Source organism: Bradyrhizobium sp. 134 (assembly GCF_023074155.1).
In the GTDB taxonomy this organism is placed as follows: domain Bacteria; phylum Pseudomonadota; class Alphaproteobacteria; order Rhizobiales; family Xanthobacteraceae; genus Bradyrhizobium.
On sequence record NZ_JADPKX010000045.1, the window covers coordinates 448,698 to 474,227 of the forward strand.

Genomic DNA, 25,530 nt, shown 5'->3' on the forward strand with positions numbered 1-25,530 from the left:
GAACGATTGAGACTCTTCAGTTGCTCCGGCTTTCAGCGGCGGTCCTGACACGAGCGCCCTCCTGCAGGAGGTGAGCGCCGAGCGAAACAATCGCATCACCAGAATTCAAGCCGGAGATCACGGCGGTTTCGTCGGTCACCCGAACAAGCTTGATCGGCCGAAAGCGTACGGTTGAGGTGGCGCTGTCGAGGATCCAAACTCCGGTCTTGCGGCCATCATCGAGCACTGCTCCGAGCGGCACCTGAACTTGCGGCTCGCTCGTCTGGCTCGGCAGCCGAATGGTCACCGTCGCGCCAAATGGTGCGGCCGCGGCTTCACCGTCCAGGATATACCGGGCTTCATAGGTTCGGGTCTGGGTATCGTCGGCGTCGGACGATTGCCGCAAACGCGCCGTATAGCGCCGCCCTTCGGCTGCTCCGTACACGCCGGCCTCGGCCACGGAGTCGATTGCCGGCCGGACCGTTTCAGGGAGCGCGACCACCGCCTCGCGAGGACCGGCCTTGGCAATCCGAACAACCGTCTGGCCGGCCGAGACGACCTGCCCGGGCTCGCCAAGCGTTTCGACCACCGTTCCGTCCGCGTCCGCGACCAGGATCAAGTACGTCGCCTCGTTCTCGGCAACCCGTGCATCGGCTTCAGCGCTCGCAAGCTGCGCCTCGGCCGTATCCAGCGCGGCCTTGGCTTGCTCGTAGCGCTGTCGGGAAGCCCAGCCGTTGCTCACCAACTTGGCGTATCGCTGTTCGTCCGCTTCGGTCTGCACGACGGACGCGCGCGCGGCGGCAACGGCGTTGCGCTTCGCCGTGACCGCAAGACGAAGGTCGGTTTCGTCGATCCGCATCAGCGGCTGACCGGCTTTGACTTGCTCACCGGTATTCACAAGCCGCTCCACGATCTTGCCGGGAACGCGAAAACCGAGGCTGCTCTGCACCCGCGCCCCGATGATGCCGGTGAAGCCACGCTCCGATCCGGTCACCCGCGCCGCAGCCGTGATCCTGACGATCGGGGCTCCTTGCCTCGGATCACTCACGGCCGAGGCTGCCGGCGGGCGAAGCGCAACGAATGCGGCCACCGCGCATCCCGCGATCAGGACGCTCCCCAGCACGATCATCGGTCGCTTTTTCATAACATCGCCTCATGCCAGATAGATTGCGTTCGAGCTCTATATCGGATAATAGATGTCGAACGCAATCTAAATGGGGAGACCAATGATGCGAGTGAGTCGCATTCAGGCTGAGGAAAACCGGCAAAACGTCATCAATGTCGCAAGCCGCCTGTTTCGGTCGCGGGGATTTGACGGCATCGGCCTCAAGGACCTGATGGAAGCTGCCGGGCTGACCCAAGGCGCATTCTACAAGCAGTTTGAGTCAAAGGAGGACCTGGCCGCACAGGCGTCGGCGCGCGCGCTGGAGAGCGCCACGCTTCGATGGTCGACCGCCATCGCCGCGAACCCTGAGGATCCCCTTGGGGCGGTGATGGGGTTCTATCTCAGCACGGGCCATCGCGACGAAAAGATGGACGGTTGCCCGATCGTGGCGCTCGGCTCGGATGTGGCCAGACAGAGCAGCGAGGTGAAAGCGTCGTTCGAAGGCGGGATCAAAGCGCATATCGAAATCCTCAGCCGCCTGATTGTCGAAACGAGCGACGAGGAATCCAGGAGCAAAGCCATGGCCATTCTTTCGACGATGGTCGGAGCGTTGACACTCTCACGCGTCGTCAACGATCCCGATCTCGCTCAGGCCTTTCTGGAAACGGCGTCGCGACAGATTCGCGACACTGTCGCCGCTTGAAGATCGGTACTTGATAACTCACGGGGAGAACGCAAATGCGCAAGGCAGGGATACACAATTTTCCGGCAATCGATCGTGTCGTTTACGGCAAAGCTGCGTCTGAGGCCTTGAACGATGAAGCGGTGCGACTGGATGCCAAGCGCGTCTTCCTGATCGTTAGCCGCACCTTGGGCACCAAGACCGACGAGATCGAGAAGATTCGGCGCGCGCTCGGCGGAAGACATGTCGCGAGCTTCGATGGAATCGCAGAGCACACTACGCGCAAGCAAGCTGCCGAGGTTGCACGTCAAGCCAAAGACGCCGGAGCCGACCTGGTCGTCGCGGTCGGCGGGGGCTCGGCAATCGACCTCGCCAAGATCGTCATCATGGCGATGGAACATGATATCCGCGACGAAGCGGGTTTCGATCCATTCCCCATGGGCCCCGGCGTCACCGTCTCTCCGTTCCGATCGCCAAAGGTCCGACAGATCGCGGTGCCATCCACGCTGAATGGCGGCGAATACAATGCAGCCGCGCTCGTCACCGATGAACGCAACAGGCTGAAGCAGATTTTCTTTCATCCCCGGATGATGCCGGTGGCTATCATTCTCGACCCCGCGCTCACCGTTCATACGCCTTCCAAGCTCTGGATGGGGTCGGGGACGCGCTCGATGGACCACGGCATCGAAGCCTTGTGCTCACCCGCTGGCACGCCGCTCGCCGACGAGGTCGTCCTGGCCGGCATTCGCACCCTGCGTGAGGGAATGCTGCGAACCTTGCAGCAACCTGATGATCTGGAGGCGCGCCGACTGTCTCAATACGGCGCGTGGCTCGCCGCTTTCGGCCTCCAGGCGCGGGTGCCGATGGGAGCCAGCCACGGCATCGGCCATGTGCTTGGCGGTACCTTCGGTGTTCCGCACTACTATTGCACACCAGTCATCATGCCGAGCCTACTTCGTTACAACAAGCCGTTCACCGAGGATGCGCAACAGCGCCTGGCGACGGCCCTTGGCGAGCCGGGCATGGAAGCCGCCGCCGCCTTCGCGCAATTCACCAAGAAACTTGGATTGCCCGGCCGTCTTGCCGACGTCGGGATCGGCGAAGACAAATTTGATCAGATCAGCAAGATCGCGATCAATCATCGCTTCGTCCAAGCCAATCCGCGGCCATTCAAGAGCGAAGCCGAGATCGTCGATCTGTTGCGAATGGCCGCCTAGCCGAATTCGCACAGGAAAATCCAGCCGCGACCATCAGCTCCGTTTGCCGAACTGTGGTCCGTAGGAAAGCGACTCGAACTCGACCCGAACAATCTCGTTTTCGTTCTGCAGCAAGCGATATCCTGCGGCGACGGGCAGAACGGATCGTCCGTTTTGCCCGCTCCAGTATCCTATACTACGATGAGCACGTCATCGATCTGTCCATTGGATCCGCGTGCCGAGTCGAATGGGTGACGGTATGGAAACAAGGGAAAGCCAACGGCAAGCTGGCCGCGTCCGCCCACACAAAGAACCTCGCACAAAGCGCACTTTGTTCTGGGCGTTGAAATGAAAAGAACCCGCATCAGCAGGATCTTGAATGGTGGGCGCACCAGGGCTCGAACCTGGGACCCGCTGATTAAGAGTCTCATCTTTTACGAGTGAAAACAGCTGCTTAGCTGTAAAATGATCGCTGAATGAGCCTATACAGATCAATAGGTTACACGTGAATTGTAAATCGCACGCACAACCCGCGAGCGCTGCGTCCCGAACGTAAGTAGCAAGCGAAAAAATCAACAAAACAATGGAGCTTGCTCGCGATTGACCACCTTTATCGGCGTTTGTTCATGCAGTTTCGGTGGTCAATCGGTGGTCGGCTTTACAAAACGCCCTTGATCTCGGCGGCCTATGACACTCGCGCAGCATCGAGCAAAAGCAAGAACGCGACGGGGACCAAGAACTACGATCGGCGACGCCATTCGCCACGGGCGGCCACTCATCTGACGCGTTGAGATGATCCAGTGAGTCGTTCAAGCCAATGGGAGCGCTGCGCTAAACGAGTAGCAGTCGTAAGCTGCGAAGAGCGATGCTCGATGAGGTGCCCAGGGGCGGACTGGACATCAATCCAACAAAGTACAGCAAAATCAGAGACTTACCGATCATACTAATTTGCCGTTTGTACCACCCGAATGTGCTTTTGTCGATAGAGCCAGTCCTTCCCACCTGCCAGGCCGCACCGCCGAGCGGCACACAACGCGCCGAATTGGTAGCCGGCTGCAAACTTCCGGTCTGCCCTCATGAGCCGAAATGCATCGACGGTGCGTCAACGGAAGCGATGGGCCAACGGAAGTCGGTTCGTAGGACGCTTATCGCTCAGCTCCCGGTAACGCGCTGGCCCACCGCATACACATGGCATGCCGTGCCTGAGGTGCTGCTTTGGCATTCGGCAACGGCTCAGTCGCGCGCTTCCGCAACTGTCCGGCTGCTGCGAGCAAAACCGCAGCCTCCCTTGTCATCAACGGCAAACGCCTTGGTGTCGCTGCCTACGGCCACGTAGCCAATGAACGCCTTTCTGGCAATCGGGGGAAAGACCTGTTGTTGACGAAAGTGGCGCAGGCTCGGGACGATCGATTAGAACCGAAGTTGGCAACTTGAGCTCTGCAACGACCGGGCGCCAGACGTCGGCCGGCCTTCAGGATGACCTTGTGGCCGTCAGTCGCAAAGGGCGGCAGAATGTGCAATGTCGCTGTCGCGCCGTTGGCCGTGCATGCAGCGAGCATTTGGCGCGCGAGTTCGGGACCATACAAGTGGTCATTTTCGGACCGCATGATGGACAACGTCGCATAGCCGCGCTGCGCCAACGCGACGGCGGCTGTGTTGAAGGCAGTCGGCGTTCGCCCTGCTATATTGCGAAAGAATGCGTCGTCCAGTCCCGGGTGCCATTAGTAATAATCATCAACGTAAATCGGCCGGGGCGGTCCGGGCGAACGACATAGCCATCGAGCTTCGAATCCAGGCCGGACATCCTGACTGGCAACAGTAGGGGCGCACTTATCAGGCTGCGCAAAAGTCCGCCCTCCTCAGCAGGCACGACGGTGGCGAACGACAGAACAAGCGCGATCAGTATTCGCACGACAGGCTCCATAACAAAGAGCCCCCAACAATACTGTGGCTAGAGAGCCGGAACAAGGCAACCGAGCAATCGGGCCATTCGCGTCGATAAAGACTTCTACCTGTCACTTCCGATGCACCCCGAAGAGCGGACATAATAGAACCGGCCCAGTTCGTCCGAGATGGGCCACAAGCCGAACTCGAGGCTTCGAACCGAAGACTTGTGCCCGCCGGGAGCAGCGATCTCCGCAAGACAGGGTGATCGAATGGAGCACCGGGATCTGATGCTCTTCGCCAGCACCTGAAACGTCTTTAGTTTAGCTTGCGCCAACGCCGAACATCACAACCGCCGCTAGGCACAACAGTGCACCGACCGCGTGGCTAAACCATTCCGCGCCCGGCGCCCATTTCTCTGCGATGACGTAGGCGGAAATGACCGCGATCCAAATCAGATTCATGACGCCTGCGACGAACAGCAGCGCCATCAACGCCCAGCAGCACCCGACGCAAAAAGCGGCATGGCGCAGACCCTCATGCATCGCGATTGTAGCTCTCGACGGATTGAGCACCGCACCCCATGGCGAACGGCAGCGCGTGAGACAGGTGTGCTTCAATGGCGTGAATTGGAAAAGGCCAGCGGTGGCCAGCACAGTGGCACTTAATGGTACGCTAACGCTTTCCATCATCGGCGAGACAAGAGCCGCCTTGAGCAGTGCCCAGTGCAAGAGAGTTGCGCCGACGCTGAAACCGCCCCACGCCATGAGATATCCTGCGATGAACCCCGCGGCATGCGCGGAGCCGCCGATGCGGATAAGGACCACGATCACTGGCAGAACCGATGGCAGCATCATTGCAGCCATCATCACCGCCCACATCAGCACCACGAGGCTGAAATCTGTCACGTCCCAGTCTACCATTTGAGGCATGATCCACATGTCCATGCCGACATCCATGTGGCGCATGCCCCAATCCATGTAGACAAGGTACGTCCATGCCGCTCCGATAAAGAGCCCGAGCAAGGTTCCCACCGGCAGAAGGCGCCAAGCCTCCACTAAACGTGGGCGAGGACTCTCAGGCCGAGCTAAAGGCGAAAGGCGCATAGAATCCATTCTTGCCACTGATCTCCCACTGGAGATCAAAGTCTTTGTACGCGGTATGCGTCGATTTCGCCACCACGTGTGGAAACGCTCTTCCTTGCAAGTTCTCGACACGGATCTCCTTGCCGCCGAACCCCTCGATCGCAATGATGTCAGCATCTCCGATTCCAGCGATGGTCATCTTCCACTGCCGTCCTTGGCCCTCGACGGTGATTGGTACGAACTTGACGCCGAGCACTTCGGCGACCAATTGGGCCTGCGCCGCAAACGCACCACCAAGCTTGAAGGAGAAGATCGCGCTCAGTGCCTCGCGCTGCTCCGGGCTTGCGCGCTCGTCGATGTAGAAAGCCCCCCGCCAATTGCCTTTAGCAATATGGCCCGGCAAGAAGTTCATTCTCACCACATTCAGTCCATCGAGCGCGACATCGCCCTTCCGACCGGATTCGATATGGTAGCCAAGAAGGACCCCACATGTGCCGGGCGTCGGGGCATTACCCACGACGCAAGGACACATCGCTTCGCAATTGCAGGCTTCCATGAAAAGGCCTTTGACGTTCCAAGTGCTCTTCTCCTCCGCGGCTTGCGCAACTCGGACAGGGAGCAGCGCGCTAAGAGCGGACGCAGCTGTTATGGAGCCAGCAATGTCGAGCAAACGGCGACGGGAGAATGGTGTCATCGTAACCTCCCCACGTATACTGATCAGCGTATTAGACGCGCTACCAATAGCAAAGGTTAGAGTCACTTGGCGTTGGTGACGGAGGGGCGCTGAAGTGACTATAGTCCCGTGGACGATAGTCGGGTAGCAGTTTTTCCAGCGCCCTTAGAAGGCGATACGGGCAGCAGCTTTGACGTAGTTGTTTTGCTAAAAGCGAATGCGATCCCAATGTGAGGACTGCTTTGGGGTCACAAGTCGTCCAACTGGCGTTCCGGCAGCAAATTTCCGGTCCGCCCTCGCGAGCCGACAATCCAGCGACACACCGCAAAGGACGCGATGGGCCACAAGCGGGAATGCCAAATGAGCAGCTCAAGCCTCACCGCGCGAGGACGGTACAGTCCACTCCCCTCAGGGGAAGAAGGGGAGTGCTCAATGTACTCCGCTCGCCGTGCCTTTCGACATCGCCCGTGTCAAAGCCTCGAGACGGGCTGCGATGCCGCTCATTCGGAGCGCCGCGTGTTGAATAGCTGCTATCTCGCTTGAGGTGCGTGGCGACGGAGACGGACAGACAGGGCGCCCGGCTTGCGACTTCGAACGCGGCGCGAAGTAGGAGGTGTGAAGCGTATTGGGGGCACACCGCGGGCGCTGCGCTCTGCTTCTTCGACCAGACCTCGAAGATCTTCCAATTCTGAGAGCTGAGAAGTGAGTTCGCTAAGTTGTTCGACGTAAAGGATTGCGCGAGAGCCTCGCATAAATGTCCTCCGCAGCACAAAAAGCACTATCAGGACGGCGTCAGAGCAAAAGAGCGCGAGTAGCAAAAGCAAAAGACTACCAAAGGTAAAATAGCGGATTAATACGTCAGCCTCACTGCGGCAGGGTGTCGCTGCTTCAGCGCGGTTAACGCACGCCGCTCCCTCAGGGACAGCGCGATGTCCTGGAGTCCGCTTCGGGTGGTCATTAGCGGACATCGCTGAGCACTTAGCGCACGTCCGCTTTAATCAACTCGTCAGCCCTCGCGACCAAATGCTGAGGAACAGATAGGCCCATATCCTTGGCAGCTTTGAGGTTGATCGCAAGATGAAATTCGCTCGGCCCTTCGACGGGCAAATCACTTGGCTTTGCCCCGTTGAGGATCTTCTGAACGAAATATGCGCCCCGGCGCCATATTCCATCAATTGTCGGACCATAGGCAAGCAGTCCGCCGATCTGCACCCATTCTCGATATTCATGGGCGTTCGGGATTTTGTTTTCTATTCCGAAGTCGACAATCCTCTTGCGATCAAAGACGAACATCGGATCGGTGACAGTAGTCATTGCATCAATCCTCGTATCCTGCCTTTTGCGCAGGATTGAAGCAAACGCGACCTCAAATTCCGGCGGTGAACGAACTTCAAACGGCTGCGCTTCAATTTCCAATTTTTCAAATCCCGAAGAAATACTGTTGAGATGATTGCTGGCGTAGGAGGGAAGCGGATTGTAAAGAACTGCCAACCGCGAGAGTTTTGGAACAATTTCTTTCAAGAACTCGACACGTTTGACATCGCGAGCAGGCGAGAGATTGTCGATACCCGTAAGGTTCCCGCCAGGATGTGAAAGAGACGAGTATAATTTGGTTTCAACGCCGCCGCGGCTCGAGAGCACGACAATGGGAATTGTCGCAGTAATCTTCTGGACCAAAAGTCCGGGGTAATTTCCCACAGCCACGATCACGTCGACATTCTGCCGGACGAGATCGGCAGCCATCCCGGGCAGAAGTTCCGAATGTCCTTTTGCCTCCCGCCATTCGATGGTGAGATTGTTGCCCTCTGAATAGCCGCGATCACTTAATTCGCGAACGAAGCCGTTTACCCAAGGATAGCTGCTCAGATTAGCCGTCAGATATCCAATACGGTAAATCTTTTTAGATTGCTGCGCTTGAGCCGCCAGCGGCCACACCGCAGCGCCGCCGAGTGCCGTTATGAACTCGCGCCGCTTCATGTCTGATGCCTCCGCAAAGCCTAGAGACAACCTATCACTCGCCCCAAACTAACACATTGGGGCCGTCCGGCCATGATCTCTGCCACAGATTCTCGAGTACGCCTGCCAGCCGCGCGATGTGCGGTGCGGGTTCAAAGGCGAAAAACTCAACGCGAGCATATTCAGTCCGCTAAGCTCCATGGAACGGACCTCAATGAGACGTGCTGCCACTTCGTGGATGGGCCACTTGCAGACATCGCGCGAGCGGTGTGCATTTCGAGGCAACTTATTCGCTTTCGGACCGACGTGCAGCAAGATCAAACGCCCACCCTCAAAGAGGATGGGCGCGTGGTGACTTACGACATGATGACGTCCTACTTCTTCTCGGCGCTGGCTTCCTTAGCTGGAGGCGGCTTCATGCCGACGGTCAACTGGCGGATTTTTAAAGCGCCGCCTTCACGTATGTCGATGGCGCCCCAGAAGACTGTGACCTTGGTGGCGTCGCCGCTCTTAGGGTCCTTACCGAAGATGTCGGTCTCGCCGTTGGCAACGACCAGATCGTTGTTGATGACCGACATGTTGCCGACTCTAATCTCGATATGATCGGTGCCGTTCTTGAAGTTGTTTTCGTATTCGGTCTTGAGATCGGAAAACACACCGCCCGGGTTGATCTGGACGCCGTCCTTTGTATAGAGCGCAGCGACACAGGCCGCGTCTTTCTTGGAGACGCAGTCGGTGTAGGCGACGGCTAATTTTTCGGCCTCCTGCTTGACCTCATCGGCCAGTGCCGGTGCAGAGATGAAGGCGGAAGAACACAATGCCAAGAGCAATGAACGTCGCTTCATAGCAACTTCCCCTCTGGTTGTGATGCACAATTGCATCGCGACGTCCTCCTGACGTAGGACGTCGCGTTGCATTTGTTCCGAGGGGCATTCTTTCGTTAGGCTGTAATACTACCGGCTTGTGAGTATATGCCATTTGCACGGATTGGCACGCGCCAACCTTGATCATCGATGGCGGGGCGGGCGGCGAATGCGATCGGGAAAGACAGGCAAGTTGACGCATGTGACAGATGAAAGTGTCTTGCTCGACGCGCGCGATGGCCGACCTTGTTATCCAGATTGTTCACCAAAGCGGCCGGCAAACGGCCCAAGCAATTGCTGATCGCAATCAAGCGGCCGAAGGCACGCACATCCCGATCCAGCTACTTGTGCGCGACGGCACCGCTCGATAGGCCCGCTAGTGAGAGGAAGTCTCGGAACTCGGCCTGCGGGACGCATAATACGTTAGACTATCACTGATCTTGTCGGGGACCCATTCCTCCGCGGTTGAGTCCCAATGATGAGTGTCGTCGAAGTGTTTCCAGAGTGGTCGCTTTGGCTTGCTTTCACCGTTCTGTCGGTTTGCATTTAGTGCGCGGAGTTGGACGACGAGCACCCCAGCCATCATCACCCATTCGCGAGCGCTATATCGGGAGTTCCATTTGATTGCGGCGAGCATTGGATGCCTCCTTTAAAATAAGAAGCCTCTGCCACATTAGCGTGGGCCAAGAATGCAGGGATATAAACTACCTCACAGTTTGCCAACATCTTCGACATAGCCGCGGGCGATCTCACTGCGCGGCGACCGTAATCTACGTTCGTTCGGTACTCGGGCGTCATTTTGCCGCGCCAAACGCCCGCGACGATGTGTAGGATTGTTTTTTGGTCGCAAAGGCACGTCTCTCTTAGAGAGTGGATTTTATCGATCGTAGGTGCGCTCTCCATAGAGGTCAGCGCATGCTCCGTCCAAGGACCGCTTCGGGTCACAGGCTGACTTCCGCCCGACTTGAGCTGGGGTCGGCTTATTTCCTGAAGGCAGACATAGCGGCTGTGTTGGCGGAGGTCGGTAACGGGCCACAAGCTGACCAAGCTGATCCGTTCGATCGCTTTCGCGCGGGTCAAAGAAGCTCAGGCGGCGTAGCCCTTTCAGATAGTTTGCGGGATCAACTCTGGTCGGCCGGACAAGATCCGGACCTCTAGCCGGCCGATTCGAGCGGACTAAGTCATCTCAAGGACGTTGTATGCCGCTATCGGACGATGCAACCCCTTGAGCGTCAGTTCACCCACGGGCTCCGCGGTCACCCTCGCGTCAAGCGCTTCCCGTACCTTGCTATCCACGAGAATCTGACTGTCGCGCGCCTCCGCGCAAAGACGGGCAGCAAGATTTACCACGGTTCCGATCGCGCTGTACTCAGAACGTCCCTCAAAACCGATAGGTCCGAGGGTCGCATATCCAAATGCAATGCCGACTCCAAAACCAAGTTCGTGTCTTGCACGCCGCCATTTATTCGATAATTCCAGCAGGCGGCTTCGCATCGCGATAGCCATTTGGACAGCTCGCTTGCATGGATCTGTACAAGGAATCGGATCGCCGAAAATCACCATGATTCCGTCGCCCAGGAACCTCTCCAATGTGCCTTCAAACTCGTGGACAAGGGAGCCTAAGGTGGCATGATATTCCTGCATCACCGCCATCACCTCTTCGGGCTCGGCAATCTCTGCGAACGCCGTGAAACCTCGAAGGTCACCGAAGACTATTGTCACCTGTCTGCGGTGGCTCGCTAACGGCTCATATGTCGATGAAGAAAGAATCAATTCCGCTATCTGCGGCGAGAGAAAGCGCTTTAGACGGCTGACCCGTTCAATTTGCACAACTTGCTCCGCAACACGCTGCTCGAGCGTTCTATTCCACGCGGCGAGTTCGATCGCCTGAGCTTCAACTCGGTCATGTAACTCCTTAATGCGTAACATGGAACGAACACGCGCAACGAGAGCGGCATGGTCGACCGGCTTGGTCAGATATTCGTCGGCACCCGCGTTAAGTCCAGTGACGACATCCTGTGAGTCGGTTCGCGCCGTCACCATGATGATTGGAACAAATCCGAGCGTCGTATCGACCTTCAGTCGCCGGCAGACCTCAAAGCCATCGATCTTCGGCATCATGACGTCGAGGAGGACAACGTCCGGCGCGACTTCGTGCACGACCGCGAGCGCCCTCTCGCCGCTTTCAGCCTCCATGGTCTGATAACCCTCGGCATCGAGGCGAGCTGTAAGAAGGCAGCGGTTCGTTTCGTTGTCATCCACGATTAAGATTCGGGGTGGGACATGCATCTCTGCTCCACGTCAGCATGCGCTGGACTTCATGTCAGGTATCGATTGATCGTCTCAAGTAGCTTTCTTGCGCTGTAGGGCTTTGCGACATAGGCATCGCAGCCTGCCGCGCGTGCCTTTTCTTCATCGCCGCCAAGCGCATAGGAGGTAACGACGATGATTGGAATATGGCGGAGATCTGACTGCGCCTTTATGCGCCGTGTCGCCTCGTATCCGTCAAGAATAGGCAGTTGGATATCCATAAGGATCAGGTCCGGGCTTTGGGTTCGCGCCGCCACGAGCGCTCCTTCGCCGTCGTGCGACTCGATCATTTCGTAACCGACGCTTGCAAGCAGATCGCGCAGAATCTGCCGATTGTCCTCCTGATCTTCGACCACCAGTATGCGCTTACTCATGTCTGCATGGCCTGCTGCTCGAGCCGAGCCGGCACCAGAAAAGAGAATCTCGCCCCGTGGCCGAGGCGGGATTCTATCCAGATTCGACCACCATGCATCTCCACAATGCGCTTTACGATGGCGAGCCCCAATCCCGCGCCTCCTTTCGTCTTGGTGATCGAGTTATCCACCTGCTGGAATTCCTGGAAGATTCTGGCCTGGTCGGCGGAGCCGATGCCCGGTCCGGTGTCCTGAACGGAAAAGACGTAGGAATCTCCCCTCGTTTCCACTTCTATCCGGACCTCTCCCGCGTCTGTGAATTTGATCGCATTACCAACGAGATTGAACAGGGCCTGAGCGAGCCTGCGTTCGTCTCCGCGCGCCGGCGGCAAGCCAGGCGGAACAGCAACTCTCAAACTTAGTTTCTTCTCCGCGGCAAGCGACTCAACGGAGGTATGAACAACGTTTATCAATTCCTCTACTGAGTAATCGGTCAGAGAAAGTCGAAGCTGTCCGGCTTCAATCTTGGAGAGATCAAGGACATCGTTGATGAGCCCGAGCAGATGTCTGCCGTTTCGTTGGATGCGTTCGATGGCGGATCGCATTTTCTCCGGAGGATTGCCGTATATACCGTCGAGCATGAGCTCTGAAAAGCCGAGTACTGCGTTCAGTGGCGTACGCAACTCATGACTCATGTTTGCGAGGAATTGCGATTTGTGATGGCTGGCCTCCTCAAGACTTCGGTAGAGCTCCTGCAGCTCTTCGCAGGTCGAATTGACGTGCGCCGCAAGCTCCCCGAGTTCGTCCCGATTGGGAAGCTCAATACGCTGGGCGAAATCGCCGGCGGCTATCCGATTCAGTCCGTCATGAATGATGCGCACTGGTTCGATCACAGACCGGGAGATCGCTTGTCCCAAGACTAGCGTAAGCACGAAACTTGCGAGCGCGACCGCAGCGACAAGTATCTGCGACTTGGTGTAGGTTTGTCGGCTCGCATCTATGCCGGCCACCATGTCCGCTTCAGCCCGGTTGACCAATTGATTGGTCAGTCGTTCGAGCTTGTCCGCGAGAGGCCCGAGCGCCGCGAGTTCGCTCTGTTTGGCCTCAGCCCCTCGCCCGCCGCGGATGAGATCGACGATGTGTGAAACGACGGCAATAAAGCGCGCATATTCTTCGCGCACCTGGTTGAGCAGCGCCACCTCGTCCTTTGCGACGAACGAGACGCGGTCAAGGTCGTACCCAAACTGGTTGATCTGCCGCAATACAACTGCCAATGTCGTTTCGTTCGGAAATGCGAGCGCTGTGGATACGCCATAAAGCTGTCGAAGCGTATTGTGTTGCATCTGCCGATATGCCTCGATCTTCTGCTGCAGGCCAACGACCTGGTTCGCCCGCTGGTCCGCTTCGCGGAGCGAAAGGAGGCCGATTAGCCCAACCGAGACCAAGAGCATTTCGATGACGAAGAAGGCCATCAGCAATTTCGTGCGCAACGAGGGGCGCAACTCAAACCCGAGAAGACCGCTCTTCGCTGACGTCTCGTCGCCATTTCCTCGCGACGTTGCAGGGAGCGGGCGCTGACCAAGAAAAGACGTCGAATCAGCTTCCAAGTTCACGTCGAACCTCGTTCAGGAACCGCCAGTCGGCTGCATCCGCGATAATCTTTGCAGGATTCGATTTCAGCATCCTCGCTTCGCGCAGACGAAGAGCGTAGAAGCGGATTGTGTCTTCGGGATCAAACTCGCGCCAGCGGTTGTACGGCACATCCGCAAGCGTCTGAGCCGCATAGTCGTGGCGAGGCGTGAAATATCCATCTACCATCCGCTGCGCAACAAGGGCCGGCGCGCTTACGCACAAATCCGTCGCCCGAAGCATAGCGCGAACTACACGTTTGGTCGCGATGGGATTCTTTCGGACGAACTCCCGATTCCCCGCCAACATGCAGCAAAAGTACTGCGACCATGGGCGATCCTGCGCACTGTTGACGATGACATGCCCGATGTTCTTGGCACGCAGACGCTGTGGCTCCGGAGGGAAGCCAAGGAACGCGTCAATCTTACCCTCCGCAAACAACTCGATCGGTTTGACCGACGCACTCGTCACCCACTCGATATCCTTGGCGGGATCAAGTCCGACAAGGGTCGCCATCGCGCTGATGAAAACGTGCGGGCTACTGCCAACCCCCTGCTGGCCGACGGTTCGCCCCTTCAGATCGGCAACGCTACGTATGCCTTCCTTGGCGAACAGCTCGAAGCAGCCGACATGAACCCCAGCCACAACAGTAATGCTCGCGCCTCGATCGATCTCAAGAAGAAGCGGACCGGAGAAATGCAGGGTGAAATCGATGTCGCCCTTCGCGATTGCTCTGGTTTGCTCCACGCCGGCGTCAGACTCGACGTAAACGACGTTTGTAAACCCCTCAGCATTCAAGAGGTCGCTCACCACGTACTGCGGAGCGATACAAATGCTTGCGTTCTTCGCAAGGCGGATTGTCGTGGTCTCTGGCGGCTGAGCGGACTCTTCGGCCGCCAGGCGCGCCGCCGCGCTTGCAAACAGGGCAGTGGTAGCGGCACAGGCCCCAGCCAACAGCAAGTCGCGACGGTTCGTATTCATCGGGACCTCCTCGAAAACGCTTTAGATCAATCAGCCTCCAAGTTCACGTCGAACCTCGTTGAGGAATCGCCAGTCGGCTCCATCTGCGATAATTTTGGCAGGGCTCGATTTAATCATCCCAGCTTCACGTAAACGAAGCGCGTAAAAGCGGATTGTGTCCTCAGGATCGTACTCGCGCCAGCGGTTGTACGGCACGTCCGCAAAAGTCTGAACTGCATAATCGTGGCGAACGGCGAAACCGCTATCTACTATACGTTGCGCGACAACGGCCGGCTCGCTCACGCACAAATCGGTCGCCCGCAGCATGGCACGAACCAGACGTTTAGTTGCGATGGGATTCCTTCGGACGAATTCGCGATTTCCCACCAACATGCAGCAAAAATACTGCGACCACGGTCGATCCTGCGCGCTGTTGACGATGACATGACCGGCGTTCTGCGAGCGCAAACGTTGTGGCTCCGGAGGGAAGCCAAGGAACGCATCAATCTTACCCTCAGCAAACAACTCGATCGGTTTGACCGACGCACTCGTCACCCACTCGATATCCTTGGCGGGATCAAGTCCGACAAGGGTCGCCATCGCGCTGATGAAGACGTGCGGGCTGGTCCCAACCGCCTGAACGCCGGCGGTTCGACCCTTCAGATCGGCGACGCTGCGTATGTCTTTCTTAGCGAACAGCTCGAAGCAGCCGACGTGAATACCGGCCAGAAGAGTAATGCTCAAGCCCCGATCAACCTCAAGAAGGAGCGGACCAGAGAAATTCATTGTAAAGTCGATATCGCCGTTCGCGACTGCTTTGGTTAGCTCGACCCCGCCAGTACTAGATTGGACGTACACGACGTTCGTGAAGCCCTCGGCATTCAGCAGGTCGCTTACTACGTACTGCGGAGCGATGCAGATGCCCGGGAGCTTCGCAAGGCGAATTGTCGTGGTTTCTGGCGGCGGATCGAGCTCTTCGGCCCTGAGCCGAGTCGTAGTGCTCCAAAGCAGCGGAGTGGAGGCGGCGCAGCATCCCGCCAACAGCAAGTCGCGACGGTTTGGATGCATCGGGACCTCCTCGAAACCTTAGGGTTGCTTCGGGGGCCGAACGTCAGGCCGCGTGATTTGCGGGAAAGGCCCCGCCCTCGATAAACATATCACCGCTGTGCCAGGTCGGATATGACCGAGTACCTGACGTGTCTGCAATTCCAGACAATCCTCGGCCGAACTAATTTATCTTTCTTGGGTCCCCCCTGGTCGGCTTAGGGTCAAAATGCGAAGAACTCAACCTGAGCAAATCTTGTCCGCCATGCCTCAATAAGCGGACCTCGTGGAGGGATGCTGCCACTTCGCCGAAGGGCCACAACCGGACTTAGGATCTGTCTGGTACCCGAGCTTCGTGGGACCAAGCTCGATCTTCCACTGGTCTAAATCCAATCGCTTCCCAAAACTTGGCGGCCCCATCGTTTCCCGCATGCACCGTCACGGTGGAAACCTTACCTACCGCTTCTAGCAGCAGAGCGCCCGCTATGGTGCGCGCAATTTCGCGCCGCCTGAATTGCCGGTGGACGTAAAGTCGCCGCATCCGCCACATGGGCGGAGCGGCCATCGCAGGCGCGTCTGTAATTGCTCCAACCCCAGCCAATCGGCCATTCACGCGGCACGTGTACATCGCATGAAACATGGCTCGGTTAAGCGTGAACTCAGCGGCCAAGCGGGTCATGTGCCGATGACCATCCAAAGGTCGCATCGGCCTCTAATTCGGGAAAGTCTGGAGGTAGGATAGCGGCGGTCGGTTCAAGTGAATTGGTCATCACGTTCCCGTCAGCAGCAACGGCGTGGCATGGCCTGAAAGGTAAGGGACAATCCCTTCCGAGTGAAGTCTGCAACGGGGCAGAAGCGTCGGTTTGGCCGCGAACGCGCGACGTCCGGTCTGGCCCCGATTACGGTCGTGCTGAATGTGGCCGCCATCTCCACCTACGGCCCATAAGCAGAATAGCGCTTGACTGGGGGCCGCCCGATCCAGCATCTCTCGTACACGAAGCGCAAGTTTGGCTAGGGATATAGGCTTTTCCAACAGTCCACTCCCTCTTCAAGGCGACCTTGGTGGACCATGGCGTTGCGCGAGTACCCCGTCATATAAAGAATTTTGAGTCCGGCACGAATCTGGAGAGCTCGTCTGCCCAGCTCGCGCCCATTGATTCCAGGCATGACTACATCGGTCAGAAGAAGATCGATCCGAGGAGTGTCCTGAAGCAGCGTAGTTAACGCCGACTGCGCACTTGGAGCGGAAACGACGCGGTAATTGAGATCCCTCAGCGCGTCCGATACATAAGCGCGTAGGTCTGAATCATCCTCGACGACAAGAATTGTTTTCCAGGTTCTCGCCTTCGGGCGGCACGTTAAACCCAACGGTCGATGATCTCTATAACCGATGGCGAGCCACGTGCTGCCATATGATCATCGGATCGGTTCGATCGCTTCTACGCTTTGTATGCTTCAAGTCCGTCGTTGTTTCAAGCTACGCGCCAACTAGGCTCGGGCAAGACCTCTGCTCGCATCTCCACGAGGAACTGCCTGACGTGGATTTCCTGTTTGGCTCCACCTCGATTGCGCCGAAGGCCGTGGGTGCCGCCAGCTTGCCGCACCACTCATGGTCCAGTAGAGTCGATCGCCGGGTGGTCAAGGCCGCAGGAGCAGTCCGAACGATATCGGCACACCCCTATCGCCCGCTTGAATTCGCATACGCAGATGTGGTCCGCGATCGTCCGAATAACCTCCAACGAATTTGGCCAGGAAGTTTGGGGAGAACCACAAGGGGCCAGCTCTCATCGGGACCGGTTGGGCCACCGACCTTACGATGGTGCAAGCCGAAGGCGTCAAGCGGATGCCGATCCTTGACTCGCAAGATTTCTGCGAAAAGCTTCAACTTGACCAGCGGCTGCAACAACTGCAGCTGGGTGCACCAGAGGAAACATTTGGGCGAGAGTCGCGCCCCTATCCGCGGGTTCTCCCGAGTACCAAAACCGCCATAACCGTCGCAGACTTGGGCGGGCCGCGGTTCTTCAGCTACAATGACGCTAGGCGCTCTTCTCAAGGAGCTGGGCGCTTTTGACGAGGTCGATTGCCCGATCGCGGAGTTCGCGCTTGAGAACCTTACCGAGCGAATTTCGCGGCAATGCGTCGACAACGAAGACGTATTTGGGTTTCTTGTAGCCAGCGATCAGGTTGCGGACGTGCTCGACAACTGAGGCGCGCGTAGGAGCGGCTCCTTGTTCCCGCTCGATAAAGGCCGCAACCGCCTCTCCGAAAACGGCATCGGGTACCCCGACTACGGCGGCGTCGGCGACATCGGGATTTTGCAGCAGGGCCTGCTCGACTTCTTTGGTGTAGATGTTGAAGCCGCCGCTGAGCACCATGTCCTTCTTGCGATCGACGATATAGAGGTAGCCATCGTCATCAGCCTTGGCGACGTCACCCGTATATATCCACCCGTCCTTGATGGCGTTCGCTGTTTCGTCGGGTCTGTTGTAGTATCCACGCATGACGGAATACCGCCCTGGCTGCCCCACGCGCACGAGCAGTTCGCCTGGCTCGCCCGTCTTCACCTCGACGCCTGTATCGTCGACGATCCGAATCTCGACACCAGGCGTCGGCCGACCGATCGATGAGGCGTGATCGAACTGCTCCTCATGCGAAAGCGAGGTCACGCCACCTACTTCGGTCATCGCGAAGAACGAAACCAGCCTTACGTCTGGAAGCAACGCAAGAAACTGCTGCTTCAGCTCAACCGGAAACGCCTCGCCCGTCACGACGATGCGCCTGAGCGACGCGCAGCGCGCGGGATCGGCCTTGATCTCGGGAAGCAGCATGCGGCAAACCGTGGGGACCATGCCGACGACGGTAATCTTTTCCCTTGCGATCACGTCGACGGTCTCACGCGGGTCGAACTTTTTCATGACGACCAGGGTGCCACCTAGCGTCAACGAGTTGGCGAGCCGGGCGAAGCCCGTGCGATGAGCGAGCGGCGTAGTCACCAGATAGTGGTCTTCGCTCGAAATTCCCCATTCGACAGCGTTTATGAAACAATGCTGAACAACGACATTCGAGTGGGTCAGGATGGCTCCCTTCGGTTTTCCCGTCGTCCCCGAAGTGTACATTATTATTGCGTCATCCGATTCGATCGATAGCCGCGGTAAGAGATCGGGCTCCGTCTTTCTAAGCTCCGCATATTCAACTGCGCCCTCTACGTCCCTTCCTGTGGTGATCCATATGGCGTCCGGATTTGCCTGCAGCACCTCGGAGATAGACGCGCCATTCCCTTCGAAAACAATCGCAAAGGGCTGACTGTCGAAACAGATATGCTGCAGTTCGTGGGGCGTGAGCCGCGTCGTGACCGGGATCACGATGGCGCCGACCGAGAATGCCGCGTAGAATATTTCGACGATCTCGATGCCATTGGAAAGAAACACGACAATCCGGTCACCCTGACCAACGCCTTGCGTCCTAAGACCACTTGCGACGCTTCGGATTCTGCGGTCGAGATCCCGGTAGGTAAGCCGTTCGTCGCCGCAGACCAGGGCAATCTTGTCCGGGTGACGCAGGGCTTGCGCACAGAATATGGTTTCCAGACGCATGCCGGATGCCTCAGACCACGTTGAATGCTGGATATTGTACGTCATCAGAAAGACGATCCCATGCCACCTCGACGCGTTGACCGATTGCGACCGTTTCCGCGTCCTTGTTCAGGATGTTCCCAATGATGCGCACCCCTTCGTCGAGTTGAACGGTTGCGACCGAAAGAGGAAGCCGGCCGTCGAGACCGGGGCCGGGAACGCGGATCACGGTGCAGGCATAGATCGTGCCCTTGCCTGCTACCTCGCGCCATTCCAGATTTCGGCTGCCGGTGAAGATGCTCACCGGGCGCGGGTAATGCTGAAACTGTCCAGTGTCCTTGCAGAACTGCAGGATCAGCTTGCCCGCCTTGGCACCATCCCAAAACGGCTTGGTGTCGACGTAAACCGAAGGTTTGGGGACCGGACGTCCCGCCTTGTCATCAGCCATTTATGCCTCCAGGATCATAGCGGCGCTGGTACCCCAGTTCCGCGCGTAGGGAATAACGCCAATGCCGGTCACCAGCGCGTTCTTCGGATTTGCCACCTGACGCCCGCCGCCCTCGCCGAACATCTGACGCACAGCTTCTGCGAGATTCAGTCCTCCGCTCGCCAATCCCGGCTGGCCGGCCGAGATCTGGCCTCCTCCCGTGTTCAACGGCAGCGTTCCCTTGTGCGAGAGATCGGTATCGAGGGTGAAGTCGCTGCCTTGACCACGCTTGCAGAAACCGAAATCCTCAAACTTCATCATCACGGCGATCGTGAAATCATCGTAGGGCTGGAACATACGGATATCTTTAGGGGTCAGCCCGGATTGCTTGTAGACGCGGGGCGCAACCTGCGAAAAACCGGTCTCAGTGATCTCCGAGAGGGGCTCGGTGCCGTTGAAGTTGGTGACTTCGGCATAGGCCGTCGGATAGACCATTTTGGTGATCCCAAGACTGCGAGCCTTTCCTTCGGTCGTCACCAGGAACGCGTTGGCTCCGTCGCAGAACATGACGCAGTCAAGAAGACGCAATGGATCGGCAATGACGCGGGACTTTTCATAATCCGCCATCGTAATCGGCGTCTTGAACTTGCCGTAGGCATTCTCGTTGTGCAGAGCATGCTCGCGTTGCGTGATGGCGATCTTGCCCAGCGCTTCCGGCTTGATGCCGAACTGATGATTATACCTGCTCATCAGAAGCCCAAAGGTCGCCGGCGGCCCCTGCACGCCGGGCGGATCCTGGAATTCCGACCGGTAAGCCCCATAGTTAGCACGCCACGCCGTGCTTGGAGCGTCGGCGGACAGAACGACGACGACCTCGCAATGTCCGTCGCGAATAGCGGAGGCCGCGCGGGCAACCCCTCCGGTCGCCGAGCAGCCGCCGGTTCCGCCGTAGTTGAGCCAGGTCGGCGTGAGGCCCAACGCCTCGGTCATGTAGACGGCAAAAAACGGATTAGGACATTCGCTCAGCGGAGTCGTGACGGAGAGGCCGTCGATGGTATCCTTTGAAACGCCGGTTGCGGCCAGAAGCTTGGCCAAGGCTTCGCCTCCGAGGTCGAACGCGCTGCGTCCGGTCTTGAAGTCGATCGCCGTCTCCGAATACCCGGCGATTACGATATCCCGTTTTTTTGCAGTCATTTTCACTCTCCGCGGAATTCTGGTGACCGCTTCTCACGGAAGGCCTTGAGCCCTTCGTCACGATCCCTGGTGAAATAGAGCAGGAAGGAAGCGTCACCTTCGGCGTCAAAGCCGTCCGCAAGCGACATGTCGATGCCTCGGTCGATCACGGACTTTGTCATCATCACCGGGATCGGCGCGTTGTCGCTGATGCTCTTCGCAATCTCGCGAGCCTTTTCGAGTGCTTTTCCCTGTTCTGTAACGTGATTCAGGATGCGGTAGCGCTCGGCTTCCGCGGCGGTGATCCGCCTGCCGGTCCACATCAGTTCCTTTGCGAGCGGCTTGCCTATCAGCCTTGGAAGCGTCTGGGTGCCACCGCCGCCCGGCATCATTCCCAGCTTGATCTCGGGCAGTCCGAATCTTGCGTTCGCGCCAGCGACAATGATGTCTCCGACGAGTGCAAGCTCAAGTCCGCCGCCCAAAGCGAAACCTTCGATAGCGGCTATCAGCGGCTTGGTGAAGCCTCCGATATCCTTGAACAGCCGATTCACCTTCCGGGTCCTCTTGCGGAACCGATAGAAATCAAAATAGCCGTTTTCCTCGATCCGGAATTCGCTGGTATCGATGCCCGTGCAAAACGCCTTCTCGTTGCCGAGCAGGATCACGGCGCGCACGTCTCTGTCGTGCTCGACTTCGTTGAGAATCCCGAGAATTTCGTCGGCTGTCTGTTCGCGAAGCGAATTCAGCTTGTCGGGCCGGTTGATCGTGATTTCGATCCACCCTTTTTCCCGGTTCAGGATAACGTCCTGGTATTTCATATGACTTGCTCTCCGGTGATTCAGTGTGCGGCTTGGAAGGCACCACCCATCGCGGATGCGATCAGGGCGTGAAGCTCTGCGATCTTGTGCGGATTTGACCTTGCCTCGTCGCTGATCCGGACTTCGAGTGCTACCTTTGCCGGGGCGCTCAAGACCAACGCACGGTCGGCCATCTCGAGTGCATCGTCGATTCGGTGAGTAATCAGCAGACAGGTCTTTTGGAATTCGCGCGCTATCTGAAGGAAGTCCTGACGCAAAGTCTTTGATGTGACATGGTCGAGCTGGCTGAAGGACTCGTCGAGGAATACAATTTCGGGATCGATGGCGAGCGCGCGGGCAAGCGAGACGCGCTGCCGCATGCCACCCGAGAGTTCGTGGACATACTTGTCGTCGGCACCGTCGAGACGAACCCGCGCAAGCCACTCTCTTGCGCGCGCTCGTGCCTGTGATTTGGTTTTTCCCAGAATGAGAAGCCCAAGTTCGACGTTCTCCACTGCCGTGCGCCAGGGTAAAAGTCTGTCCGTCTGGAAGCTGACCGAAAGCTGTCCCTTAAGCGCTTTGAAAGACGCGTAAGGATCGACTCCTGCTACGCGGATCTGGCCGGAATTCGGACACGTCGTGCCCATGATCAGATTCAAGACGGTACTTTTCCCAGCACCGGTTTGCCCGAGCAGAACCACGATCTCACCGCGCCAAACATTCATCGACAGATTGTCCACTGCCAGATAACTGCCGAACGTCTTCGTGACGTCGCGAACCTCGATAAGATTGTGCCTGGTCATCTTACCGTCGCCTCCGCACGCCATTTCAGTGAAATCTTCTCCAGACTGTTCACGAATGCCTGTAGCAGCAGATTCAGGATCACGAGGAAGAAGGTCCATGCCAGCACCTGATCGATCCGAAACGTTGATTGGGAAAGGTTCATGCGCGCGCCGATTCCGACTGCGGATGCGACGAGCTCGGCGAAGATCACCATGCGGATCGCGTAACCGATTACCGATTTTGTGGTGAGGAAGATGTAGGCCACGATATGCGGGAGAATGAGATAGCGAAGCACCTGCCACCGCGACGGGCGGAAGCTCTCGATCATGTCGACGAGCTCCTTCGGCAACGCCCGTACGCCTTCGTAGACATTGAGAGCGTAGAACGGCAGCAGGATGACGAGCAGAATGAAGAATATCCGGGACTCCGGATTCTTGAACCAGAACACCGCGATCAGCATCCACGACAGCGCCGGAATGCCGGTATCGATAACGACGATGGCCTTCAGGTACGGGCGCACCGAGGGAAACATTCCCATCGCGAGACCGATCAGCACACCCGTGATCATCGCAATCATGACGGAAATGGCGAGACGTACGAGCGTGACCGCAACGTGATAGGGGTCCGAAAAGAACAGCTCCCGCGCCGCCTTCCAGACGGTCACGGGCGACGGCATGATGTAGTCCGGCACGAAGCGGCTGGTGATTTCCATCGCCGCAAGAAGGACAACGACGACGACGCACGTCGCAAAGATATCGCGTCTACCCTCGGGGCTCTTCCGAACCGCGATCACTCCGGTCAGGGGCTTAACCAGTTCCGCAGCGACTGAGCGCTCTGGACCTGACGTTCGTCCGGTATTTACTGTAATGGACATCGGTCTTTCCGTCATGATCTGTCAGACGGCAAAGAAGTTTGCATCAACCGGCTTGGTCAGCAGGCCGTTGCGCGCCAGAAAATCGCTCGCGAGCAGTATGGCTGATCTGGAAAGTTCGTCGCTCATAGGCCGATAGTTGAAGGTGAGACGCTTCGAACCCATCGCCTCCTTCAGCGCGTCTGGCGCAACGCCAGTCTTGCTGCCAAATAGATCGACCGCCTTGGCGGTATCCGCGTTGATGCCGCTGAGGCAATCTTCAAAGACCTTACTGACCTTCGCTGCGATGCCAGGATTTGCGTCGGCCAATTCCTTCCGGATCGCCACGCCAAAGTAGGGCAGCTCCAGCCCTCCCGAGAGTCTTTTGTAGGCGTCGCCCGCCTTCAGAATCACGCGCAGGTCAGGCTTTTTCATCAGACCCGTCGTTATGTTTGGCTCCCACGACAAGGCCGCATCGGCGCGATCGGCCATTAGCAGCGTTACCGACGCGGCGGGATTGTCGACGTTCTGGATCGTCGCGTCCTTTTCGATGTCGAAACCGAAGGCTTCGTTGATGAGGGCCTTGACCATCCGGTAGGTGCCGGTCGACTGCAGGGCAGCGATCGTCTTGCCTTTGAGCTGCGATACATGGTCGACACCGCCCTTGGGCCCCAACAGCGCGATCATGTTGGCGTCGGTAATCGTGCAGAGGTATCTGATGGGCACGCCGGCCTGGTAGCGGGCAGCGAAGGTATCCCAACTGCCGATGCAGACGTCGTAGTTTCCGGCGACGAAATCGTTGTAGTAGGTCGACACCGCCGTATACGGGGCAGGATCAGGAAAAGAGAGGCCGTTCTTGCCCCCAAGATCGTTGGCCAGAATGTACTGAACAGGTAGGACCGTAAAACCCGGCTGGAGCGACGCCCAGCGAACGCGAATATTCGCAGCCGCGAATGCATGTCGGATAGCCGATGGCAGCGTGAGAGAACTCGCGGCCGAAGCGGCAAGGAAGTTCCGCCTTGTAAATTGCGCCATTTTCTCCTCCCAGAGCGATGCGTGCCCGTCTTTTCTTGCTTTTTGGGCCCAGTCCGGAAGATCGAAGCCATCACGATCCGAACCTTGAATTGACCCTATGCTTGCCAAAGCCGGGACGATAGCGCATTTCTAGACTACCATCGTTCCATAAATGGGACGAGCGGACGGGATCCGAGATGGAGGAGTGCAGTCGATGGCCAGAAAACTGGATCTGAACGCGCTGCTGCTGTTTTTTGAAGTCGTGAACGCTCGCAGCATCAGCAGCGCTTCGAAAAAACTCGATATCCCAAAATCCACGGTTAGCCGTAAGCTGATGTTTCTCGAGGATCAGCTTGGCGCAGTGCTGTTCAAGAAAGGAGGCCGCAAGCTTGCGGTCACCGACATCGGTCAGGCTCTCTACGAGCATTGCGAACGCATCGCCGCCGAAATAGAGGAAGCTGGTCTCGGCACGACGCGAATGCAAACCGAACTGCGGGGAATGCTGCGCGTGAGCATGCCCGTGGATTTTGGCACCGGTTGGCTCAGCAGCGCTATCGCCGCGTTCGCTGTCAGTTATCCCGACATTCATCTTGTGATCGACGCCAATAGCCGCTGGATCGACGTATCGGTCGAACCCTACGACGTCGCAGTACAACTCGGCACTCTTCCGGAGACGCACGGTGGCATCCGCCACCTGGCAAGCATCACGCGAGGCGTTTATGCAAGCCCGTCATTTCTGGAAAGAAAGGGCGTTCCCCTCAGCGTCGACGATTTCGAACGCTTCGATTGCATCGTGACCGAACATCAACGCGCCGAAGGCGTCTGGAATTTTCGAAGCGAGCTTGGTGTCAAGGTGATCGATGTGGTGGGGCGGATTTCAGTGAATCACATCGGCGTCGCGCGCGAGCTCGTGATCGGCGGGGTCGGACTTGGCATCCTCCCGAACATCATGTGTCAGAACGATGTAAGGGCGAAACGGCTGGTGCGCGTACTCACCGACTGGGAAAGTCCGTCGCTGCAGGTCAGTGCGACATTCCTCGGCAAGCGCAAGGAATCGCGCCGCCTGCGCGCGTTTCTCGACTTCATGGAGCGCAAGCTCAAGATCGAAGGCAGCGCCGGCCAGCCATTGTCGGCTACGCAAGGTGTGGCTGAACTGACAAAGACTTGGCAGTAGCATTATCGAAAGGAGATCGCT

At 57.8% G+C, this 25,530-nt stretch carries 23 protein-coding genes; 4 read left to right on the plus strand and 19 right to left on the minus strand.

Annotated elements, in window-relative coordinates:
* Positions 1–16: 16 nt before the first annotated feature.
* Entirely contained in the window at positions 17–1,123 is a 1,107-nt protein-coding gene (locus IVA75_RS17115) for an efflux RND transporter periplasmic adaptor subunit (RefSeq protein ID WP_247289174.1), read from the minus strand.
* An 85-nt stretch (positions 1,124–1,208) separates the two neighbouring features.
* Here IVA75_RS17115 and IVA75_RS17120 point away from each other — a divergent pair, with 85 nt between their 5' ends.
* Positions 1,209–1,787 carry a TetR/AcrR family transcriptional regulator gene (locus IVA75_RS17120; protein WP_247289227.1) on the plus strand — a complete coding sequence of 193 codons (579 nt, stop codon included), beginning with the start codon at positions 1,209–1,211 and terminating at the stop codon, positions 1,785–1,787.
* Positions 1,788–1,822: 35 nt separating this feature from the next.
* Positions 1,823–2,983 carry an iron-containing alcohol dehydrogenase gene (locus tag IVA75_RS17125; protein ID WP_247289173.1) on the plus strand — a complete coding sequence of 387 codons (1,161 nt, stop codon included), beginning with the start codon at positions 1,823–1,825 and terminating at the stop codon, positions 2,981–2,983.
* 2,186 nt (positions 2,984–5,169) lie between these two features.
* Here IVA75_RS17125 and IVA75_RS17130 read toward each other — a convergent pair.
* From IVA75_RS17130 to IVA75_RS17145, 4 genes are all read right to left on the minus strand, one after another.
* On the minus strand, positions 5,170–5,814 hold the full coding sequence (locus IVA75_RS17130) for a DUF2182 domain-containing protein (RefSeq protein ID WP_247289172.1): 645 nt from the start codon (positions 5,812–5,814) through the stop codon (positions 5,170–5,172).
* A 109-nt stretch (positions 5,815–5,923) separates the two neighbouring features.
* Positions 5,924–6,625: a DUF1326 domain-containing protein gene (locus IVA75_RS17135; RefSeq protein ID WP_247289171.1), complete on the minus strand. Its 702-nt coding sequence runs from the start codon at positions 6,623–6,625 to the stop codon at positions 5,924–5,926.
* 957 nt (positions 6,626–7,582) lie between these two features.
* The gene (locus IVA75_RS17140) at positions 7,583–8,581 is read right to left on the minus strand and encodes an ABC transporter substrate-binding protein (RefSeq protein ID WP_247289170.1); all 999 of its coding nucleotides are present in this window, start codon (positions 8,579–8,581) and stop codon (positions 7,583–7,585) included.
* A 353-nt stretch (positions 8,582–8,934) separates the two neighbouring features.
* On the minus strand, positions 8,935–9,405 hold the full coding sequence (locus IVA75_RS17145; protein ID WP_247289169.1) for a nuclear transport factor 2 family protein: 471 nt from the start codon (positions 9,403–9,405) through the stop codon (positions 8,935–8,937).
* A 254-nt stretch (positions 9,406–9,659) separates the two neighbouring features.
* Between IVA75_RS17145 and IVA75_RS40155 the strand changes: the two genes are divergently transcribed.
* A complete protein-coding gene (locus tag IVA75_RS40155; protein ID WP_256465228.1) occupies positions 9,660–9,794 on the plus strand; it encodes a hypothetical protein in 135 nt (44 codons plus the stop codon).
* Between the two features lie 805 nt (positions 9,795–10,599).
* Here IVA75_RS40155 and IVA75_RS17150 read toward each other — a convergent pair.
* The 14 genes from IVA75_RS17150 to IVA75_RS17215 all read right to left on the minus strand — a co-directional run bounded on the left by IVA75_RS17150 (position 10,600) and on the right by IVA75_RS17215 (position 24,356).
* Positions 10,600–11,685: a response regulator gene (locus tag IVA75_RS17150; protein WP_247289168.1), complete on the minus strand. Its 1,086-nt coding sequence runs from the start codon at positions 11,683–11,685 to the stop codon at positions 10,600–10,602.
* A 56-nt stretch (positions 11,686–11,741) separates the two neighbouring features.
* On the minus strand, positions 11,742–12,107 hold the full coding sequence (locus tag IVA75_RS17155) for a response regulator (RefSeq protein WP_247289167.1): 366 nt from the start codon (positions 12,105–12,107) through the stop codon (positions 11,742–11,744).
* Positions 12,104–13,699, minus strand: a complete 1,596-nt coding sequence (locus IVA75_RS17160) for an ATP-binding protein (protein WP_247289166.1) — start codon at positions 13,697–13,699, stop codon at positions 12,104–12,106. The genes IVA75_RS17155 and IVA75_RS17160 overlap by 4 nt, the downstream gene beginning before the upstream one ends.
* On the minus strand, positions 13,683–14,696 hold the full coding sequence (locus IVA75_RS17165; protein ID WP_247289165.1) for an ABC transporter substrate-binding protein: 1,014 nt from the start codon (positions 14,694–14,696) through the stop codon (positions 13,683–13,685). The genes IVA75_RS17160 and IVA75_RS17165 overlap by 17 nt, the downstream gene beginning before the upstream one ends.
* A gap of 30 nt (positions 14,697–14,726) precedes the next feature.
* Positions 14,727–15,743 carry an ABC transporter substrate-binding protein gene (locus IVA75_RS17170; protein ID WP_247289164.1) on the minus strand — a complete coding sequence of 339 codons (1,017 nt, stop codon included), beginning with the start codon at positions 15,741–15,743 and terminating at the stop codon, positions 14,727–14,729.
* A 304-nt stretch (positions 15,744–16,047) separates the two neighbouring features.
* Entirely contained in the window at positions 16,048–16,425 is a 378-nt protein-coding gene (locus tag IVA75_RS17175; protein WP_346658427.1) for a GNAT family N-acetyltransferase, read from the minus strand.
* 305 nt (positions 16,426–16,730) lie between these two features.
* A complete protein-coding gene (locus tag IVA75_RS17180; RefSeq protein ID WP_247289161.1) occupies positions 16,731–17,087 on the minus strand; it encodes a response regulator in 357 nt (118 codons plus the stop codon).
* Positions 17,088–17,755: 668 nt separating this feature from the next.
* Positions 17,756–19,357: a class I adenylate-forming enzyme family protein gene (locus IVA75_RS17185; protein WP_247289159.1), complete on the minus strand. Its 1,602-nt coding sequence runs from the start codon at positions 19,355–19,357 to the stop codon at positions 17,756–17,758.
* The gene (locus IVA75_RS17190; RefSeq protein ID WP_018458925.1) at positions 19,323–19,739 is read right to left on the minus strand and encodes a Zn-ribbon domain-containing OB-fold protein; all 417 of its coding nucleotides are present in this window, start codon (positions 19,737–19,739) and stop codon (positions 19,323–19,325) included. The genes IVA75_RS17185 and IVA75_RS17190 overlap by 35 nt, the downstream gene beginning before the upstream one ends.
* Positions 19,740–20,912 (minus strand): thiolase family protein, encoded by a 1,173-nt coding sequence (locus tag IVA75_RS17195; RefSeq protein WP_247289157.1) that lies wholly within the window; start codon positions 20,910–20,912, stop codon positions 19,740–19,742.
* Positions 20,913–20,914: 2 nt separating this feature from the next.
* On the minus strand, positions 20,915–21,709 hold the full coding sequence (locus IVA75_RS17200; protein WP_247289155.1) for an enoyl-CoA hydratase-related protein: 795 nt from the start codon (positions 21,707–21,709) through the stop codon (positions 20,915–20,917).
* A 20-nt stretch (positions 21,710–21,729) separates the two neighbouring features.
* Positions 21,730–22,491, minus strand: a complete 762-nt coding sequence (locus IVA75_RS17205) for an ATP-binding cassette domain-containing protein (protein WP_018458928.1) — start codon at positions 22,489–22,491, stop codon at positions 21,730–21,732.
* Positions 22,488–23,345, minus strand: a complete 858-nt coding sequence (locus IVA75_RS17210; protein WP_247289153.1) for an ABC transporter permease — start codon at positions 23,343–23,345, stop codon at positions 22,488–22,490. Before IVA75_RS17210 ends, IVA75_RS17205 begins: the two co-directional genes overlap by 4 nt.
* A gap of 21 nt (positions 23,346–23,366) precedes the next feature.
* On the minus strand, positions 23,367–24,356 hold the full coding sequence (locus IVA75_RS17215) for an ABC transporter substrate-binding protein (RefSeq protein WP_247289151.1): 990 nt from the start codon (positions 24,354–24,356) through the stop codon (positions 23,367–23,369).
* Positions 24,357–24,549: 193 nt separating this feature from the next.
* On the opposite strand from IVA75_RS17215, the gene IVA75_RS17220 reads away from it, so the two are divergent.
* Positions 24,550–25,509, plus strand: a complete 960-nt coding sequence (locus tag IVA75_RS17220; RefSeq protein ID WP_247289150.1) for a LysR family transcriptional regulator — start codon at positions 24,550–24,552, stop codon at positions 25,507–25,509.
* Positions 25,510–25,530: the final 21 nt, after the last annotated feature.

Excerpts from the sequence above, each read along its gene's own strand:
- IVA75_RS17115 (WP_247289174.1), bottom strand. The coding sequence starts at position 1,123 with ATGAAAAAGCGACCGATGATCGTGCTGGGGAGCGTCCTGATCGCGGGA.
- IVA75_RS17120 (WP_247289227.1), top strand. The coding sequence starts at position 1,209 with ATGCGAGTGAGTCGCATTCAGGCTGAGGAAAACCGGCAAAACGTCATC.
- IVA75_RS17125 (WP_247289173.1), top strand. The coding sequence starts at position 1,823 with ATGCGCAAGGCAGGGATACACAATTTTCCGGCAATCGATCGTGTCGTT.
- IVA75_RS17130 (WP_247289172.1), bottom strand. The coding sequence starts at position 5,814 with ATGCGCCACATGGATGTCGGCATGGACATGTGGATCATGCCTCAAATG.
- IVA75_RS17135 (WP_247289171.1), bottom strand. The coding sequence starts at position 6,625 with ATGACACCATTCTCCCGTCGCCGTTTGCTCGACATTGCTGGCTCCATA.
- IVA75_RS17140 (WP_247289170.1), bottom strand. The coding sequence starts at position 8,581 with ATGAAGCGGCGCGAGTTCATAACGGCACTCGGCGGCGCTGCGGTGTGG.
- IVA75_RS17145 (WP_247289169.1), bottom strand. The coding sequence starts at position 9,405 with ATGAAGCGACGTTCATTGCTCTTGGCATTGTGTTCTTCCGCCTTCATC.
- IVA75_RS40155 (WP_256465228.1), top strand. The coding sequence starts at position 9,660 with ATGGCCGACCTTGTTATCCAGATTGTTCACCAAAGCGGCCGGCAAACG.
- IVA75_RS17155 (WP_247289167.1), bottom strand. The coding sequence starts at position 12,107 with ATGAGTAAGCGCATACTGGTGGTCGAAGATCAGGAGGACAATCGGCAG.
- IVA75_RS17165 (WP_247289165.1), bottom strand. The coding sequence starts at position 14,696 with ATGAATACGAACCGTCGCGACTTGCTGTTGGCTGGGGCCTGTGCCGCT.
- IVA75_RS17170 (WP_247289164.1), bottom strand. The coding sequence starts at position 15,743 with ATGCATCCAAACCGTCGCGACTTGCTGTTGGCGGGATGCTGCGCCGCC.
- IVA75_RS17175 (WP_346658427.1), bottom strand. The coding sequence starts at position 16,425 with ATGCGACCTTTGGATGGTCATCGGCACATGACCCGCTTGGCCGCTGAG.
- IVA75_RS17185 (WP_247289159.1), bottom strand. The coding sequence starts at position 19,357 with ATGACGTACAATATCCAGCATTCAACGTGGTCTGAGGCATCCGGCATG.
- IVA75_RS17190 (WP_018458925.1), bottom strand. The coding sequence starts at position 19,739 with ATGGCTGATGACAAGGCGGGACGTCCGGTCCCCAAACCTTCGGTTTAC.
- IVA75_RS17195 (WP_247289157.1), bottom strand. The coding sequence starts at position 20,912 with ATGACTGCAAAAAAACGGGATATCGTAATCGCCGGGTATTCGGAGACG.
- IVA75_RS17200 (WP_247289155.1), bottom strand. The coding sequence starts at position 21,709 with ATGAAATACCAGGACGTTATCCTGAACCGGGAAAAAGGGTGGATCGAA.
- IVA75_RS17205 (WP_018458928.1), bottom strand. The coding sequence starts at position 22,491 with ATGACCAGGCACAATCTTATCGAGGTTCGCGACGTCACGAAGACGTTC.
- IVA75_RS17210 (WP_247289153.1), bottom strand. The coding sequence starts at position 23,345 with ATGTCCATTACAGTAAATACCGGACGAACGTCAGGTCCAGAGCGCTCA.
- IVA75_RS17215 (WP_247289151.1), bottom strand. The coding sequence starts at position 24,356 with ATGGCGCAATTTACAAGGCGGAACTTCCTTGCCGCTTCGGCCGCGAGT.
- IVA75_RS17220 (WP_247289150.1), top strand. The coding sequence starts at position 24,550 with ATGGCCAGAAAACTGGATCTGAACGCGCTGCTGCTGTTTTTTGAAGTC.